The sequence below is a fragment of the Rhodanobacter denitrificans genome (genome assembly GCF_000230695.2).
Lineage (GTDB): Bacteria > Pseudomonadota > Gammaproteobacteria > Xanthomonadales > Rhodanobacteraceae > Rhodanobacter > Rhodanobacter denitrificans.
In genome coordinates, this window is record NC_020541.1 from 1442724 (window position 1) to 1459516 (window position 16793).

The window sequence follows — 16793 nt, forward strand, 5'->3', positions numbered from 1 at the left end:
TTTGCCGGACCGACCGCCGATGCCCAAGACCTACGACCGCGCCTATTTCGACAAGTGGTATCGCGACCCGCGGCACGCCGTCGCCTCGCCGGCGGAGCTGAAGCGCAAGGTGGCGATGGTGGTGGCGCAGGCGGAGTACTACCTCGGCCGGCCGATCCGCAACGTGCTCGACGTGGGTTGCGGCGAGGCGACCTGGCGCGCGCCGCTGCGTGCATTGCGCCCGGACATCGCGTATCGCGGGCTGGATGCCAGCGAATACGTGGTGGCACGTTACGGGCGTAGCCGCCACATCGGCCTGGCGCGCTTCGGCCAGCTGGAACAGCTGCGCTTCGACATCCGCTTCGACCTGATCGTGTGCACCGACGTACTGCATTACCTGAGGCCGGCCGAGATCCGCGCCGGGCTGCAGGGCATCGGCGAGATGCTGGAGGGCGTGGCGTTCCTGGAAGTGTTCACCAGCCGCGACGACGTGGCCGGTGACCACCACGGTTTCGTGGCGCGCGCGCCGGCCTGGTACCTGCGCGAGTTCGGCAAGGTGGGCTTGCTGCCGTGCGGCTCGCATTGTTATCTCGGGCCGCGGCTGGAGCGCCACGTCGCGGCGCTGGAACGGGCGCAACTGCCGGCCTGACGCCCGGATTGCGCTCCCGCCAGGGAATCCGGCCGCGGGGCGTTTTCGTCCGCTATTCCACCGTCTTGTGCTTGTAGCGGCACAGGTCGCGGATCGGGCAGTGCGGACAATCCGGCTTGCGCGCCTTGCACACGTAGCGGCCGTGCAGGATCAGCCAGTGATGGGCGTCGCGCTTGAACTCGGCCGGCACCACTTTTTCCAGCTTGTCCTCCACCGCGCGCACGTCCTTACCCGGCGCCAGGCCGGTGCGGTTGGCGACGCGGAAGATGTGCGTGTCCACCGCGATGGTCGGCTCGCCGAAGGCGGTGTTGAGCATCACGTTGGCGGTCTTGCGGCCCACGCCGGGCAGCGCCTCCAGCGCCTCGCGCGTGCGCGGCACTTCGCCGTGGTGCTGTTCGACGAGGAGGCGGCACAACGCGATCACGTTTTTCGCCTTGGCGTTGAACAGGCCGATCGTGTTGATGTATTTCTTCAGTCCTTCCTCGCCCAGTTCGAGGATCGCCTGCGGCGTGTTCGCCACCGGATAGAGTTTCTTGGTGGCCTTGTTGACGCCCACGTCGGTGGCCTGCGCCGACAGCACCACGGCCACCAGCAGCTCGAACGGCGTGGTGTAGGCGAGTTCGGTGGTGGGGTGCGGGTTCAGCTCGCGCAGGCGGGTGAACAGTTCGACCACGTCGGCGCGCTTCACGGATTCGGCTCCTGTCGTTTTGCCTTGGCGCGCGCCAGCGCGGCCAGCACCGGGTTGGCCGTGGCGAGAGTGTCCACCGCCGCCTTGCGCGCGGCCAGCTCGGCCTCGCGCTCGGCGGCTTCGCGCGCCAGCCGTGCCTCGCGGCGCCGGAAATGTTCGCGCGCCGCGTCGGCATGCGCCTGGTCAATTTGCGCGGGCGGCATCGGTTCCAGCACGATGCAGTCGACCGGGCAGGCCGGCACGCACAGTTCGCAGCCGGTGCAGTCGTCGGCGAGCACCGTGTGCATGAGTTTCGACGCGCCCACGATCGCGTCGACCGGGCAGGCCTGGATGCACTTGGTGCAGCCGATGCAGTCGGCCTCGACGATGCGCGCCAGCATGCGCGGTTTTTCCGTGCCGCATGCGGGGTCCAGCGGCAACACGGGGCGCTGCAGCAGCGCGGCGAGTTTCGCGATGCCGGCGTCGCCTCCGGGAGGGCAGCGGTTGATGTCCGCCTCGCCGCGCGCGATCGCTTCCGCATACGGCCGGCAGCCGTGGTAGCCGCATTGCTCGCACTGCGTCTGCGGCAGCACGGCGTCGATGCGGTCGGCGAGGGTCACGAGCTCAGTCATCGTGTGCAGGTGCTTCGGTTTTGGCCCCCAGCTTGCCCCATTCCGCATAGGTGTCCGGCGGAGTCGCTTTCCAGTGGTGACCGCACGACTTGCAGCGTTCTCTCCACTTGAGAGCGGGCCATATCGGCAAACCCAGGAAGCATCCGAAGAAAAAGGCCCAGCCGCGATAGTTGGGGTTCTCTTCGATATCGCTGCTGTGACAACGTGGGCATTGATCGTCGTCTTCGACGCGATAGTCGCCGCGCCTCCAGTGATCGAGCACGTCACTGGCCTGTTCGAGGCATGCATCGGGCACCATGACGACCGAGCCACCGAACGCGATGACCTGGTACCACTTGAGACGCGACAGACCGTTTTCAAACACGAAGGCGGTACAACCTTCCTCACGCAACAAACCGGCGACGATTTCTGCCTCGGTGTGGTCGAAGGATTGGTGGACGCATCGCATGTGCGATCTCTCAATCAGCGCACGGTGGCGCCTGGCTTGGCGCCCGGGTCGGCGTCGAGCAGGAACAGGTCGCTGCCGCCGTCGCCGGCCGAGAGGATCATGCCCTCGGACAGGCCGAAGCGCATCTTGCGCGGGGCCAGGTTGGCGATGAATACCACGTTGCGGCCCACCAGTTTCTCCGGCTCGGCGTAGGCGGCGCGGATGCCGGAGAAGATCTGCCGCGTGCCCAGCGCGCCGGCGTCCAGTTCGAAGCGCAGCAGCTTGTCGGAACCGTCCACGAACTCGCAGGCGGTGACCTTGCCGATGCGCAGGTCGAGCCGGGCGAAATCGTCGATGCCGATGGTGGCGGGCGTGGCCGGGGCCGGCTCGGCGATCGCGGCGGCGGGTTTGGCGCTGTCGTTCATGGCTTTCTTCTTTTTCGGGACGGCGGGGGCTTCGGTGGGGCCGCCGAGCGAATCCTTCGAGGCCTCGACCATGGCCTCGATGCGCTTGGGATCGATGCGGCCGAGCAACGGCTCGAAGGCTTGGATGGCGTGATTGCGCAGCGCGGCGCGGGCGTCGTCGAAGTCGGTGATCGGCGCGGCCAGGAACTGCTCGGCGGCAGCCACGGTGATCGGCAGGATCGGCTTGAGCATGCCGGCCAGCAGGCGGAACGCGGTCAGCGCAAACGAGCACACCTGGTGCAGCTCGTCGCGGCGGCTTTCGTCCTTGGCCATCGCCCACGGCGCCTTGGCGGCGATGTGGCCGTTGACCAGGTCGGCCATCAGCACGAAGCGGCGGGTAACCTCGGCGAAGTCGCCGCTGTCGTACAGCGCGGCGATGCCGTCGTAGTGTTCCAGCAGGGTGTTCCACAGCGCGGTTTCCTCCGCGCTGAACTGCGGCGCCAGGCGGCCGCCGAAATGCTTGTGCACGAAGCCGGCGGTGCGGCTGGCGATGTTCACCCACTTGCCGACCAGGTGCGAGTTGACGCGTTCCTCGAACGCCTTCAGGTCCAGATCCACATCGACCGGCGCGTCGCTGAGCATGCTGGCGAAGTAATAGCGCAGGAATCCCGGATGCAGGCCGGCGTCCAGGTAGGTGCGCGCCTGGATGAAGGTGCCGCGCGACTTGGACATCTTCGCGCCGTTCACCGTGAGATAGCCGTTGACGTGCAGCGCGGTCGGCGTGCGGAAGCCGGCGCCGTGCAGCATCGCCGGCCAGAACAGGCCGTGGAAGTTGATGATGTCCTTGCCGATGAAGTGATGCAGCTCGGCGCTGCTGTCGGCAGCGAGGAACTCGTCGAACTTCAGTCGCGTGCGGTCGCACAGTGCCTTGAAGCTGGCCAGGTAGCCGACCGGCGCGTCCAGCCACACGTAGAAGAACTTGCCCGGCGCGTCGGGGATCGGGAAGCCGAAGTAGGGTGCGTCGCGCGAGATGTCCCAGTCCTTCAGGCCGCCGTCCAGCCATTCGCGCAGCTTCGCCGCCACGCCGCTGTTCGCCACCGGCTTGCCGTGGGTGAATTTGCCGGCGAACCAGTCGCGCAACAGGCCCTCGAACTTGCCCAGTTCGAAGAAGTAGTGCTCCGAGTCGCGCAGCACCGGCGTGGCGCCGGACATCACCGAGGTCGGGTTGATCAGGTCGGTCGGCGCGTAGGTGGCGCCGCAGTGCTCGCAGTTGTCGCCGTACTGGTCCGGCGTGCCGCAGTTCGGGCAGGTGCCCTTGATGTAGCGGTCCGGCAGGAACATCTGCTTTTCCGGGTCGAACAACTGCTGGATCTCGCGCCTGGCGATGTAGCCGGCGTCGCGCAGGCGCGTGTAGATCAGCGTCGACAGCTCGCGGTTCTCTTCCGAATGGGTGGTGTGGTACTGGTCGAACGCCACGCCGAACGCGGCGAAATCCGCTTCGTGGCCCTCGCGGATGCCGGCGATGAACGCCTCCGGCGTCATGCCGGCCTTTTTCGCAGCCAGCATGATCGGCGTGCCGTGCGCGTCGTCGGCGCAGACGTAGGCCACCTTGTGGCCGCTCATCCGTTGTGCGCGCACCCAAATGTCGGCCTGGATGTAGCCCAGCAGATGGCCCATGTGCAGCGGGCCGTTGGCGTAGGGCAGGGCGTTGGTGACGAGCAGGCGGCGACTCATGGGGCGTATTCCGGTGATGACTGCGCATTATGCCATGGCCGCCCGGCCGCACCGGCCGTGGGCGGGGCTTCCGGCGCGATCCGGGCTTGTTTGGCGGTGCGCTGCGACGATCCGTTCGATTACGTGTTTATACGCATTTGTGTACATTTATGCGTGTTTGTGGAAGTGGAGTAAGCGTGCAGACAAGCAGCATTCCCCTGACGGCAGACGTGCGGAACGGGCTGGCATCGGCCATCCGCGCCACCCGCCTGGTCTTCCTGGTCTCCGGCATCGGCATGGCCGCGTGGGCGCCGATGGTGCCGTACGCGAAGGCGCGGCTCGGCCTCGACGAGGCCGGTCTCGGCATGCTGCTTCTGGCTTTCGGCGGCGGCTCGATGCTGTCGATGCCGCTGGTCGGCTGGCTCACCCATCGCTTCGGCAGTCGCCGAGTGATCGGCGTCGGCGGCTTGCTGCTATGCCTGGCGCTACCGCTGCTGGCGCTCGCGCCGGGCGTGGCCACGCTGGCGCTCGCCCTGTTGTATTTCGGCGCGGCGCTGGGTGCGGTGGACGTGGCGATGAACGCGCATGCGGTGGAGGTGGAGCGGCGCGATGGCCGTCCGCTGATGTCGGGCTTCCACGGGCTGTTCAGCATCGGCGGCTTGAGCGGAGCGGCGGGCATGAGCCTGCTGCTGGCGCTGGGCATGCCGTTGACCGCCGCCGCCGTGGCGATGGCCGCGCTGCTGGCGGTCGTGCTGGTGACGCAGTGGCCGCGCCTGATCGAGCACGTCGACGCTGCCGGTGAACGCGCGGCGTTCGGCATGCCGCGCGGCATCGTGCTGGCGCTGGGCTTGCTGTGTTTCATCAGTTTCCTGGCCGAGGGTTCGATGCTGGACTGGAGCGCGGTGTTCCTGCGCGACTTCCGCGGCTTCTCGGTGGCTTCCGCCGGCATCGGTTATGCCGCCTTTTCGGTGGCGATGGCCATCGGGCGGCTTGGCGGCGACCGGATCGTGGCGCGCTTCGGCCCGGTGCTGACCGTGCGCCTGGGTGCTTGCACCGCGGCGGCAGGCTTCCTGCTGGCGTCGATGCTGGCGTGGCCGCCGGCGGCGCCGATCGGCTTCGTGCTGGTCGGGCTGGGCGCGGCCAATATCGTGCCGGTGATGTTCGGCGCGGCCGGTCGGCTGCCGGGCACCTCGCCCGGCATCGCCATCGCCACGGTGACCGCGCTGGGTTACGCCGGCCTGCTCAGCGGCCCGGCGCTGATCGGTTTCCTGGCCCAGGCCAGCAGCCTGCCGGTGGCGCTGGCGGCGGTGGCCGGGTTGCTGTTGCTGACCGCCGCCTCGGCAAGGCTGGTGCGGTCGTGAGTGCGCCGCGCTTCGACACCGTGGTGTTCGACCTCGGCGGCGTGCTGCTGGACTGGAACCCGCGTCATCTGTATCGCCGGCTGTTCGACGACGAGGCGGCGATGGAGCGTTTTCTGGCCGAGGTCTGCACCGCGCACTGGAACGAGCGGCAGGATGCGGGGCGACCCTGGCGCGAGGCCATTGCCGGGCTCAGCGCGCAGCACCCGCAGCATGCCGGGCTGATCGCCGCCTACCGCGAACGCTGGGACGAGATGCTGCGCGGGCCGATCGAGGGCAGCGTGGCCATCCTCGACGAACTGCGCGCACGCGGCGTGCCGCTGTACGCGCTGACCAACTGGTCGCAGGAAACTTTTCCGCTGGCGCGGCAACGCTACGGATTCATGGCGGCCTTTCGCGGCATCATGGTGTCGGGCGAGGAGCGGCTGATCAAGCCCGATCCGGCGATCTTCCGCCTGTTGCTGTCGCGCCATGGCCTGGAGGCCGCGCGCACGGTGTACATCGACGACGCGCCGCGCAACGTCGAAGCCGCGGCACGGCTGGGCTTGCATGCGCTGCACTTCCGCGATCCTGCCACCCTGCGCGCCGAGCTGTGCCGTACAGGCCTGCTGGAGGCGGCGCATGGCTAAGCCGCCCCTGCCTGGCGAGCTGCTGCCGCAGGAGCGCCAGCACGAGATCCTGCAGCGCTTGCGCAGTCGCGGGCGGGTGGTGGCGGCGGAGCTGGCGGTAGAGTTCGCGGCGTCGGAGGATTCGATCCGCCGCGACCTGCGCGAACTGGCCGCGCAGGGATTGTGCCGACGCGTCTACGGCGGCGCGCTGCCGCTGTCGGCGGCGGTCGCGCCGCTGCAGCAGCGGCGCGGCGAGCAGGTCGGCCGCAAGCTGGCGCTGGCGCGCAAGGCGGCGAGCCTGGTGCGCGAAGGGCAGGTGCTGCTGGTCGACGCCGGCTCCACCAATGCCGCGATCGCCTCGGCGTTGCCCGAACGGATGGGGCTGACCGTGGTCACCAACGCGCCGGACATCGCGCTGGTGCTGATCGAGCGCGAAGGCTTCGAGATCCTGCTGCTGGGCGGCCGCATCGACCCGCACATCGGCGGTGCGGTGGGTGCGCAGACCCTCAAGGAACTGCAGCGCGTGCGCGCCGACCTGTGTTTCCCCGGCGCCTGCGCCATCGACGCGGGCACCGGCCTGTGGGGTTTCGACAGCGAGGAGTCGCTGCTGAAACGGGCGATGGTCGAGGCCAGCGGCGAGACCGTGGTGGTCGCCACCAGCGATAAGCTCGGTACCGTGGCGACGCACCAGGTGGCGGGTATCGGCGAAGTGCAGCATCTGGTGGTCGAGCACGATGCCGGTCGTGCGCTGCGTGCAACCTTCAGTACGCATGGTCTGGCTGTGCATCGGGCCGATCCGGCAGGATGAGTCCGGCGGCCTTGCCCGCGTCCAAAAAAAAGGTTCATCGCGCCTTACCGGGAAAGGCGGCCTTGATTTTGAGGAAGAAGTAAGCGGAGTCGCGGTAGCCATAGGCCATTCGCTTGATGACCTTGATGCGATTGTTCATGCCTTCCAAGACGCTGGTGTTGAGCCGGTAAAGGGCACTGGCGACGATGCCATCGATGTACGGCGCCAAGCGTTTGGCGAAGGCGACCAGGGGTGGCAGCTGGCTATCCAGGGCAAGGCGATACCACTCGTTCCAGCGGCGATGGGCCTCGTCTTCGTCCGGCGCATACCAAAGCTCCTTGAGCTGGGCCTTGAGCACGTAGACGGTGGTCAACGGCACGTTGGCGGCCAACAGATCATCGAGTTTGACGGCCTGCTCGTCGGTGAGGTTGCCGCGGTTGCGTAGCAACAGCCAGCGGCTGCGCTTGATGACACGACGGGCGGACGGATCGGCCTTGAGCGTGTTGGCCTGATCCACGCGCACACGGTCGATGACTTCGCGTCCGAATTTGGCGATGACGTGGAACAGGTCATAGACCACCCGTATGTTCGGGCAGTGGGCTTTGGCCTCCAGGTCCATGGCCGTGTTCATGTCCATTGCGACCGCCTCGATACGCGCGCAAACGTCCGGACCGAGCATCTCGAAGAACGGCTGCACATCGTTGCGTGAACGGCCTTCGCCCACCCACAGCACCTGCTGGGTATCGGCGCAGATGGCGACCGTGGCGTAGCGATGGCCCTTGAACAGCGCAAACTCGTCCATGATGAGTCGGCGCACCCGTGACAGATCCGGCGCCGTCACGTCGCGCGCCAAGCGGCGGGCATCGATGGTGCGGATGGTGTGCCAATGCAGCCCGGTAAGTTGGCTGATATGACGAATCGGCAGCAGACGCAGCAGGGCTTCGATATGGGCGATCAAACGCCCGGTCAGGCGGCTGCGCGAAGGCAGCCAGGGCACGTGCTCGGTATTCACGCCGCAGCTCAGGCACGCCACACGGCGTAGCGGCACCTCCAGCCACACCTGCCGATCAAACAGGTTGCGCTCCCGCACCCGACGGGTACTTCGGTCGTGGATCAGCCCGCAGGGCATCTGGCAACGACCACAGCGCGGGTCCACGTGAGGGTCCGCTTCCAGCCGAAGTAGCAGGTCGGTCTCCGACGAGGATTGAGTCTCGATCAAACGAAACCCTATCCAAAATTGGGCAGCGTCAATAGCATCATGCATGAAGGCGGCGGCGGTTGAGCCGCTGTGGGTGTGAGAGCTTTCAGCTTATCCGCCATCCGCCGCCTTCACCCAACCCTTCGTCTGTCAACACGATCTTTCCCGCTTACCCGCGAAGAACCAAAAAAAACCATGCGGTGCGCCGGCATGGGGTTTGGTGTGACGCGAGGAAAGCGCTTGAAGCGGTGTTATTCCTGCCGCTCCCATACTTGGCTGCGGCCGTCCAAGATCTCGTCGCTGGTGACGGTGAAATTCTATCAATTTTGACGCAACCACATCTGGGTCCGGCCATTTAGGGAGAAGCCCGTGTAACCGTGGACCATCAGTTTGGTGCCGTCTTCGATGGTCCATAGCTTCACTTTGTAGGCTTTGCCATTGTGTGGATCGATGATGCTGCCGCCGTCCCACAGATCATGATCTTGGCGAACTCCCCACATGATTGTCATGCCTTCGACTAGCTGATTCATGCGTGGACCACTGCATTTGCTGCAAATCGGATGCGGACCGTCGTCTGACTGCAGTACCTTCAGCATTTTTGCCTGCAGTTCTCCATTGTTCTCGATGATCTGCATGATCGACACAAGCTTGCCGGTTTCATCGTCGACGGACTTCCAGGTGCCAACGGGTGAGTTGCGGTCAGCTCTTGTGCCATCGGCGGTGGATGGGGTGTTCGAGTACATGGGCTTGATTGTGAAGCTAACTTGATCTCCTTCTTTCATTGTTCGGGTGGCGCTGGTAGGGGCGAGCCAGTATCGTTTGCCTGGTTGTAGAATAACTTCGAGTGTGACATCTCCGCGAATGCGTCCTGTCTGGTCCCAATAATTGATCATTAGGACGTGCTTCCCAGGTGACAGTTTCAATACATTTTCTGGCTCAGACTGGCCGAGCTTTAAGCCAGTAGAAACCGGTGCGCCATCTACAGAGTCAATGACTGTTGATGCCAAGTACTCAATAAACGACGCTTCATTATTAGAAAGGTTTGCTGCGGTTGGAGTGACTAATTGTTTTGAGCAACTGCAAAGTAGGCAAAGGGAGAATATCAGAATAGATGCCTTCATATTATTTCCTTCGGCGACGTGAACGGATAGCGCATCAATTTTCTACCTTCGAGCAGTGCCTGACGTGTCTGAGTGCTCGTATTTTCGAGCCATCAATCTTATCCCGAAGTGCAAGATGGGGAAAGGTTTTTGACTGCCGTCGCAATGTTTTGAGTTGTACACAAAAAACGCGCGCCGGAGCGCGCTTGGAGATTATCGAAGAGTGACAGTTAGGGTTGCCGTTCCCATATTTGAGTTCTGCCGACCCAGGAGAAGCCGATATAGCCACGCACATTGAGCTTCTGCCCATCGTCCATCATCGTGAGCTTCACCTTGTAGATCTTGCCGTCCTTCGGATCGAGGATCTTGCCGCCGCTCCACTCGTCGCCGTCCTGGCTGACGCCCCACATGAAGGTCATGCCCACGATCGGCTGGTTCTTGCGTTCACCCTCGCACTGGGTACACAGCGGGTGCTCGCCGTCGCGGGCCACGTCTTCCGGCGTGCGGTTCAGCAACTCGACGATCCTGGCTCGGTACTCGCCGTTGTGTTCGGTAATTTCGACGATAGACTTCGGCTGGTGAGTCTTGTCGTCGATGGTCTTCCAGGTGCCGACTGGCGTGTTGTTGGCGGCCAGCGCCGCGCCGGCGGCCAGCAGCAGGCCGAGGGCGAAGGTGAGACGAACTGCTTGCTTCATGGGTGCTCCTCCCGTACGAAAGCGTATGGCGCGAGGCTGGCGGGCTGGCGCGAAGCCGTCAAGCTGCATTGCGCCAAGTCCGGCGCTGACCTGGATCAGCGGGGCCGCGGCGGCGCGCTGGCATAATGGCGGTTCCCGCAAACGCCCCGATACCGAACCATGACCCAGGCCAACGAAGCCCTGGTCCGCCAGATCCTTGGCGGACTCATCGACACCCATACCGGCGCACCGCTGGCCGAGGCGCTGCGCGCCGTCGGCGTGGACGGCGCGCAGGTCTCGGTGGACCTGCAACTGGGCTATCCGGCCGCCGGCGCCATCGACAGCCTCGCGGCGCGCGTGCGCCAGGCGCTGGAAGCCGATCCGGCGATCGACTCGGCCACGGTTTCGATCACCAGCCGCATCCACGTGCACAAGGTGCAGGGCACGCTGGGGCCGTTGCCGAACGTGAAGAACATCATCGTGGTGGCGTCCGGCAAGGGCGGCGTGGGCAAGTCCACGGTGTCGGCGAACCTGGCGCTGGCGTTGCAGGCCGAAGGCGCGAAGGTCGGCGTGATGGACGCGGACATCTACGGTCCGAGCCAGCCGACCATGCTCGGCGTACACGGCAAGCCGGCCTCGCCGGACGGCAAGAGCATCATCCCGATGCAGGCCCACGGCATGCCGGTGATGTCGATCGGCTTCCTGGTGGAGGAAGACACGCCGATGATCTGGCGCGGCCCGATGGTCACCCAGGCGATGATGCAGCTGCTCACCGACACACGCTGGGAACAGCTCGACTACCTGATCGTGGATCTGCCGCCGGGCACCGGCGACATCCAGCTCACGCTGTCGCAGAAGGTGCCGGTGGCCGGCGCGGTGATCGTCACCACGCCGCAGGACATCGCCCTGCTGGACGCGCGCAAGGCGCTGAAGATGTTCGAGAAGGTCGAGGTGCCGGTGCTCGGCGTGGTGGAGAACATGGCCACCCACGTGTGCTCCCACTGCGGCCACGAGGAAAACATCTTCGGCGAAGGTGGCGGCGAGCGCATGGCGACGCAATACGGCGCGGCCTATCTCGGCTCGCTGCCGCTGGACATCCGCATCCGCGAGCAGGCCGACGGCGGCAACCCCACGGTGGCGGCGATCCCCGATTCCGAGCTCGCCATGCGTTACCGCGAGATCGCCCGCAACGTGGCCGGCCGGCTGTCACGGCAGCCGCGCAACAAGTCGCTGGGCCTGGGCAAGATCGTGGTGCAGGGCGTGCCGGCCGCATGACGGCGGCGGTGCAGCGCGTGCTGTGCCTGTGCGGCAGCCTGCGCCGGGTGTCGTCGAACCGGGCGGCGCTGGAGGCCGCGCGGCAACTGGTGCCGGCAACGCTGGAGCTGGTGCTGTACGACGGGCTCGGCCGCCTGCCGCTGTTCAATCCGGACGACGAAGCCGCTGCCGTGCCCGCGCCGGTGCGGTCGCTGCGCGAAGCGGTGGGTCGCGCCGATGCCTTGTTGATCGCCTGCCCCGAATACGCCCACGGCGTGCCCGGCGCGTTCAAGAACCTGCTGGACTGGCTGGTCGGCAGCCTGGAGTTTCCGGGCAAGCCGGTGCTGCTGCTGAACACGGCTGCGCGCGGTTCGTACCGTGCGCAGCAGGCGCTGGCGGAAATCCTGCGCACCATGTCCGCCCAGTTGCTGGCGGCGCAGCCCCTGCCAGTGGCGCTGCCGGGTGCCGGCTGCAGCGCGGCGCAGGTGCTGGCCAGCGCGGAATGCTGCGCGGCATTGCGCGCGGCGCTGGACATCCTGGCCGATATCCCGCGCCCACCGTAGGAGCCCGCTCGCGGGCGATGCTCTGCTTTTGCGAATCCCGAATCCAGGCTCCAAAAGCATCGCCCGCGAGCGGGCTCCTACGGTGGCGGATCTGGTCGGCTGGCGCGGTGGCGCCCCGACCATGTATTTTTGCCGCTTTGCGCCCGGTTCGTCCGGGTTGCCTGCTACCTCCGGAGATCGCGTGAGCATCAAATCCGACAAGTGGATCCGCCGCATGGCCGAGAGCCACGGCATGATCGAGCCGTTCGAGCCGGGCCAGGTCAAGCTGCGCGACGGCAACAAGCTGATCTCCTACGGCACCTCCAGCTACGGTTACGACGTGCGCTGCGCGCGCGAGTTCAAGATCTTCACCAATATCAACTCCACCATCGTGGATCCGAAGGCGTTCGATCCGTCGAGCTTCGTCGATGTCGAGGCGGACGTGTGCATCATCCCGCCGAACTCGTTCGCGCTGGCGCGCACGGTCGAGTACTTCCGCATACCGCGCAAGGTGCTCACCGTCTGCCTCGGCAAGAGCACCTACGCGCGCTGCGGCATCATCGTCAACGTGACGCCGCTGGAGCCGGAGTGGGAGGGCCACGTGACGCTGGAGTTCTCCAACACCACCCCGCTGCCCGCCAAGATCTACGCCAACGAAGGCGTGGCGCAGATGCTGTTCCTCGAATCCGACGAGGAATGCGAGACCAGCTACAAAGATCGCGGCGGCAAGTACCAGGGCCAGCAGGGCGTGACCTTGCCGCGCACCTGATCGCCTCCCTGAACGGGCGGCGTCCGGCGCTGCCCACGATCGCGGCCGGGCGCTACACTCCGCCGATGAACCGACACGTTTTCCAGGAGACACCGATGATCCGTTTTTCGCCCCTGCTTGCCCGTGCCGCCGCGGCCGCCATGCTGGGCAGCCTGCTGGTGCTGGCCGGCTGCCATCGCGGCAGCACCAAGGATGAGGTCAGTGCCGCCCAGGCCCAGGGCCAGTTCGACACCGTCATCAACGCCTACAAGGGCGGCCAATTCCTGCTGGATGGCGCGGTGCTGTCGGCGCTGGATGTCGGTAGCCATTTCGCCTACCTGAAAGAGCAGGGCAAGCTGCCGAAGACCGTGCTGCTGGAGCGCAGCGACGACTCGAAGGTGCGCAAGCAGCACCTCGAATACATGGCGCGCATGCAGCTCGATTACGGCTTCACCGTGTACTACGACGACGGCGGCACGCTGAAGAAGATCAACCCGGTGGATACCAAGGCACGCCGGCTGGAGGACTACCACGCGCCGGTGCAGATGAACGACGAGATGAAGGGCAAGTCCGCTGCCGGCAGCAGCTACGATCCCTCGCAGCAGCACTGATCTGCGACGGTTGTTCTTCGCAAGCCCGCGGCCAGCGCCGCGGGCTTTTCATTGGCCGTTTTCGCCACTCAAGCGGTCAGCGCGTGCCGCAGCGCCGCGATCAGCACAGCGGCGCCTTCGTCGTCGCGGGCCACGCGGACGCCATGCCCCCACACCGGCCCCGGCCAGGCCGGGTCGCCTTCGACCCGCGCGATCACGTGCACGTGCAACTGGCGCACGATGTTGCCGAGCGCGCCCAGGTTGAGCTTGTCGCAGGGCGTCACGGCGCGCAGCGCGGCGGCGGCGCGGTTCGCTTCCTGCCACAGCACGGCCTGTTCGTCGCCGTGCAGGTCGGTGATCTCGACCAGGCCGGCGCGGCGCGGCACCAGGATAAGCCACGGCCAGCGCGCGTCGTCCATCAGCAACAGCTCGCACAGCGGCAGCGAGGCGACCGCGCGGGTATCCGCCGCCAGCCGGGGATCGAGGGCGAAGCCGGCCCCGCTCATGCGCCGGCCAGGTGTTTTTCGAAGAACGCCAGCGTGCGCTCGAGCGCCAGTTTCGCGCTGGCCTCGTCGTAGGGCGCGCTGCCGTCGCGGTTGAAGGCGTGGTCGGCCGGGTAGGTGAAGACTTCCATCTGCGGCAGCGCCTCGCGGTGCCTGTCCACCATTTCCGGCGTGATGCTGCGGTCCTTCTCGCCGAAGTGGAACATCACCGGCGCCCGCGGCGTCTCGTGCAGGAACGGCAGGTTGCGCGCGCCGTAGTAGCTCACCGAGGGCAGGCCCAGGCGCAACGCGGCGAGCAGGGCCACGGTGCCGCCCCAGCAGTAGCCGACGGTGCCGATCTTGCCGGCCGAGGCGATCGACTCGGCGGCGCTGGCGACGTCTTCCAGCGCGCGCTCCAGACCCAGTTCGGCGATCAGCTGCTTGCCCTTGTTCGCGCCGACCTGGTCGTAGCCCAGTTCCACGCCGCTCTCCAGGTGGTCGAAGAATGCCGGCGCGATCGCGGTATAGCCGTGCGCGGCGAAGCCGTCGGCGACGCGGCGGATATGCGCAGTGACGCCGAAGATTTCCTGGATCACCACGATGCCGCCTTTCGGCTTGCCCTGCGGCTGGGCGAGGTAGCCGCCGATGCACTGGGTGCGGGTGGTGGGGATGTTGATGTGCTGGCCCATGGCTGGCTCCTTGGCGGCGATCGCGTGAAGTCTAGCCGCGCCGGTGGTCGCGCCGCACTGCCGTATAATTCCCGGTTACTCCGCATGTTCCCGGTGACGCCCCGCATGTCCCAGACCGCCCACAAGATCGGCTTCGTCAGCCTCGGCTGCCCCAAGGCGCTGGTCGATTCCGAGCGCATCCTCACCCAGCTCAAGGTCGAGGGCTACCAGATCGTGCCCAGCTACGGTGAGGCCGACGCGGTAGTGGTGAACACCTGCGGCTTCATCGACGCGGCGGTGCAGGAGTCGCTGGACTCGATCGGCACCGCGCTCAACGAGAACGGCAAGGTGATCGTCACCGGCTGCCTGGGCAAGCGCGAGGCGCTGATCCGCGAGGCGTACCCCGACGTGCTGTCGATCAGCGGTCCGCAGGATTACGCCAGCGTGATGAGCGCGGTGCACGAGGCGCTGCCGCCCACGCACGACAAGTTCCTCGACATCGTGCCGGACACCGGTGTGAAGCTGACGCCGAAGCACTACGCGTACCTCAAGATTTCCGAAGGCTGCAACCACCGCTGCAGCTTCTGCATCATCCCCTCGATGCGCGGCAACCTGGTCTCGCGTCCGGTCGACGAGGTGCTGATTGAGGCGGAGAAGCTGGTCAAGGGCGGCGTCAAGGAACTGCTGGTGATCTCGCAGGACACCAGCGCCTACGGCGTGGACCTCAAGTACGCCGAGCGAGATTGGCGCGGCAAGGCGTACCGCACGCGCATGACCGAGCTGTGCGAAGGCTTGTCGGAACTCGGCGCGTGGACGCGGCTGCACTACGTCTACCCGTACCCGCACGTGGACGAGCTGATGCCGCTGATGGCGGCGGGGAAAATCCTGCCCTACCTCGACATCCCGTTCCAGCACGCCAGCCCGCGCATCCTGAAATTGATGAAGCGCCCCGGCAACATCGACAAGACGCTGGAGCGCATCCACAACTGGCGCAAGCTGGTGCCCGAGCTCACCATCCGCAGCACTTTCATTGTCGGCTTCCCCGGCGAGACCGAGGCCGAGTTCGAGGAACTGCTGGACTTCCTGCGCGAGGCCGAACTGGACCGCGTGGGTGCGTTCGCCTACTCGCCGGTGGATGGCGCCAAGGCCAACGAGCTGCCCGGTGCCGTCTCCGAGGAGCTGAAGGAAGACCGTCTCGAACAGTTCATGGCGGTGCAGGCGGACATCTCCGCCGCCAAGCTGCAGCGCAAGGTCGGCCGCACGCTCAGGGTGCTGGTGGACGAGGCGAACGCCGACGGCGCGGTGGCCCGTTCGGCTGCCGATGCGCCCGAGATCGACGGCAGCGTGCTGATCGCCGACGGCCTGTCGCTCAAGCCGGGCCAGTTCGTCGACGTGGTGGTCGAGGCGGCCAGCGAACACGACCTGCATGCGCGCCTGGCGCATCCGCGGCTCACGGTGGTGTAGGCGTCCATGCGCTACGTCGCGCCGGCACGCGACGCGGTCGATCCGGCGGTGTTCGGGCGGCTGCCGCTGGCGGCGTGGCGCGAGCATGCCGGGCTGATCGAGGGCCGCGACTGGCCGGCGATCGACGCGCTCAACGCCTGCCGTCCGGCGGGCATGCCCGAGCGCTTCGTGGCGCAGACGCACGAACTGCTCGCCGACGGCCTGCACTACGAGCAGCGCGTCGCCGAGCGCGGCGCCATCGCCACCCGCGAGCGCAACTGGCACGACCTGTTCAACGCGCTGGTCTGGCTGCGCTGTCCCGCGATCAAGCGTGCGCTCAATGCGCGGCAGGTGGGCGAGATTGCCCGCATGGGGCCGAAGCAGCGCTCGCGCGCGCAGTACGCGCTGACCCACTTCGACGAGGCCGGCGTGGTCGTTGCCGTGCGCGACCCCGCACTGCTGGCGCTGTGGGATGCGCACGACTGGCACGGGCTGTTCTGGCGCCGGCGGCAGGCCTGGCTGGACGGCACGATCCGGCTGGAGCTGTTCGGTCATGCGCTGCTGGAGCTGGCCTTGAGTCCGGGGCGCCTGTTGGTGGGCAAGGCACTGGTGTTCCAGTCGGACAGCGATGCCGGCCTGCCTGCGCCGTGTGCCACGGCGATCGGTTCAGGGCGCCTGCTGCTCGACCCGCTGGAGCTGCGGCCGCTGCCGCTGTCGGGTATTCCGGGCTGGCATCCGGACAATGCCGACGAAGCCTTCCACCGCCATGCCGCCTGCTATCAGCCGCGGCGCGCCGGGCGCGCGTACCCGCCGGCATCGCCGATCCCCTGAGCAGACGGCCCGCACCTTGCTCCGACCGGCGATCACGTC

At 66.6% G+C, this 16793-nt stretch carries 19 protein-coding genes; 10 read left to right on the forward strand and 9 right to left on the reverse strand.

Annotated features, from left to right (window positions below; translation table 11 throughout):
- The first annotated feature begins 19 nt into the window (after window positions 1–19).
- Entirely contained in the window at window positions 20–628 is a 609-nt protein-coding gene (locus R2APBS1_RS06440; RefSeq protein WP_015447301.1) for a class I SAM-dependent DNA methyltransferase, read from the forward strand.
- Between the two features lie 52 nt (window positions 629–680).
- Here the strand turns inward: R2APBS1_RS06440 and nth are convergent, their stop codons facing one another.
- Genes nth through metG form a run of 4 tightly spaced genes read right to left on the reverse strand, consistent with a single transcriptional unit; the run spans window position 681 to window position 4492 of the window.
- Window positions 681–1316: an endonuclease III gene (nth, locus tag R2APBS1_RS06445; RefSeq protein ID WP_007512910.1), complete on the reverse strand. Its 636-nt coding sequence runs from the start codon at window positions 1314–1316 to the stop codon at window positions 681–683.
- On the reverse strand, window positions 1313–1927 hold the full coding sequence (locus R2APBS1_RS06450; protein ID WP_027485406.1) for an RnfABCDGE type electron transport complex subunit B: 615 nt from the start codon (window positions 1925–1927) through the stop codon (window positions 1313–1315). Before R2APBS1_RS06450 ends, nth begins: the two co-directional genes overlap by 4 nt.
- Window positions 1920–2375, reverse strand: coding sequence for a putative signal transducing protein (locus R2APBS1_RS06455; protein ID WP_015447303.1), 456 nt, complete (start codon window positions 2373–2375; stop codon window positions 1920–1922). Before R2APBS1_RS06455 ends, R2APBS1_RS06450 begins: the two co-directional genes overlap by 8 nt.
- Before the next feature lie 14 nt (window positions 2376–2389).
- Window positions 2390–4492 (reverse strand): methionine--tRNA ligase, encoded by a 2103-nt coding sequence (gene metG, locus R2APBS1_RS06460; RefSeq protein ID WP_015447304.1) that lies wholly within the window; start codon window positions 4490–4492, stop codon window positions 2390–2392.
- Window positions 4493–4668: 176 nt separating this feature from the next.
- Here metG and R2APBS1_RS06465 point away from each other — a divergent pair, with 176 nt between their 5' ends.
- Genes R2APBS1_RS06465 through R2APBS1_RS06475 form a run of 3 tightly spaced genes read left to right on the forward strand, consistent with a single transcriptional unit; the run spans window position 4669 to window position 7245 of the window.
- Window positions 4669–5832, forward strand: a complete 1164-nt coding sequence (locus tag R2APBS1_RS06465) for an MFS transporter (RefSeq protein WP_015447305.1) — start codon at window positions 4669–4671, stop codon at window positions 5830–5832.
- Window positions 5829–6458, forward strand: a complete 630-nt coding sequence (locus R2APBS1_RS06470) for an HAD family hydrolase (protein WP_015447306.1) — start codon at window positions 5829–5831, stop codon at window positions 6456–6458. Before R2APBS1_RS06465 ends, R2APBS1_RS06470 begins: the two co-directional genes overlap by 4 nt.
- Window positions 6451–7245, forward strand: coding sequence for a DeoR/GlpR family DNA-binding transcription regulator (locus tag R2APBS1_RS06475; RefSeq protein ID WP_015447307.1), 795 nt, complete (start codon window positions 6451–6453; stop codon window positions 7243–7245). The genes R2APBS1_RS06470 and R2APBS1_RS06475 overlap by 8 nt, the downstream gene beginning before the upstream one ends.
- A gap of 34 nt (window positions 7246–7279) precedes the next feature.
- On the opposite strand, the gene R2APBS1_RS06480 is transcribed toward R2APBS1_RS06475, so the two are convergent.
- From R2APBS1_RS06480 to R2APBS1_RS06490, 3 genes are all read right to left on the reverse strand, one after another.
- Window positions 7280–8488: an ISL3 family transposase gene (locus tag R2APBS1_RS06480; protein WP_081602802.1), complete on the reverse strand. Its 1209-nt coding sequence runs from the start codon at window positions 8486–8488 to the stop codon at window positions 7280–7282.
- Window positions 8489–8742: 254 nt separating this feature from the next.
- Window positions 8743–9543 (reverse strand): DUF2147 domain-containing protein, encoded by an 801-nt coding sequence (locus R2APBS1_RS20495; RefSeq protein WP_231381825.1) that lies wholly within the window; start codon window positions 9541–9543, stop codon window positions 8743–8745.
- Window positions 9544–9752: 209 nt separating this feature from the next.
- The gene (locus R2APBS1_RS06490) at window positions 9753–10217 is read right to left on the reverse strand and encodes a DUF2147 domain-containing protein (protein WP_007512920.1); all 465 of its coding nucleotides are present in this window, start codon (window positions 10215–10217) and stop codon (window positions 9753–9755) included.
- 159 nt (window positions 10218–10376) lie between these two features.
- Here R2APBS1_RS06490 and apbC point away from each other — a divergent pair, with 159 nt between their 5' ends.
- The 4 genes from apbC (at window position 10377) to R2APBS1_RS06510 (ending at window position 13351) form a co-directional block, all read left to right on the forward strand.
- Window positions 10377–11471 (forward strand): iron-sulfur cluster carrier protein ApbC, encoded by a 1095-nt coding sequence (apbC, locus tag R2APBS1_RS06495; protein ID WP_007512921.1) that lies wholly within the window; start codon window positions 10377–10379, stop codon window positions 11469–11471.
- The gene (locus tag R2APBS1_RS06500) at window positions 11468–12013 is read left to right on the forward strand and encodes an NADPH-dependent FMN reductase (RefSeq protein ID WP_015447310.1); all 546 of its coding nucleotides are present in this window, start codon (window positions 11468–11470) and stop codon (window positions 12011–12013) included. The genes apbC and R2APBS1_RS06500 overlap by 4 nt, the downstream gene beginning before the upstream one ends.
- A 181-nt stretch (window positions 12014–12194) precedes the next feature.
- Window positions 12195–12761: a dCTP deaminase gene (gene dcd, locus R2APBS1_RS06505; RefSeq protein WP_007512923.1), complete on the forward strand. Its 567-nt coding sequence runs from the start codon at window positions 12195–12197 to the stop codon at window positions 12759–12761.
- Window positions 12762–12856: 95 nt separating this feature from the next.
- Window positions 12857–13351, forward strand: a complete 495-nt coding sequence (locus R2APBS1_RS06510; protein ID WP_007512925.1) for a hypothetical protein — start codon at window positions 12857–12859, stop codon at window positions 13349–13351.
- A 68-nt stretch (window positions 13352–13419) separates the two neighbouring features.
- Here the strand turns inward: R2APBS1_RS06510 and R2APBS1_RS06515 are convergent, their stop codons facing one another.
- Together R2APBS1_RS06515 and R2APBS1_RS06520 are read right to left on the reverse strand one after the other, a co-directional pair.
- Window positions 13420–13836, reverse strand: a complete 417-nt coding sequence (locus R2APBS1_RS06515) for an HIT domain-containing protein (RefSeq protein ID WP_015447311.1) — start codon at window positions 13834–13836, stop codon at window positions 13420–13422.
- Window positions 13833–14501, reverse strand: a complete 669-nt coding sequence (locus R2APBS1_RS06520; protein WP_015447312.1) for a dienelactone hydrolase family protein — start codon at window positions 14499–14501, stop codon at window positions 13833–13835. Before R2APBS1_RS06520 ends, R2APBS1_RS06515 begins: the two co-directional genes overlap by 4 nt.
- Window positions 14502–14606: 105 nt before the next feature.
- Here R2APBS1_RS06520 and rimO point away from each other — a divergent pair, with 105 nt between their 5' ends.
- Window positions 14607–15944 (forward strand): 30S ribosomal protein S12 methylthiotransferase RimO, encoded by a 1338-nt coding sequence (gene rimO / locus R2APBS1_RS06525; protein ID WP_041676868.1) that lies wholly within the window; start codon window positions 14607–14609, stop codon window positions 15942–15944.
- 6 nt (window positions 15945–15950) lie between these two features.
- Window positions 15951–16754 (forward strand): DUF3025 domain-containing protein, encoded by an 804-nt coding sequence (locus R2APBS1_RS06530; protein ID WP_007512933.1) that lies wholly within the window; start codon window positions 15951–15953, stop codon window positions 16752–16754.
- Window positions 16755–16793: the final 39 nt, after the last annotated feature.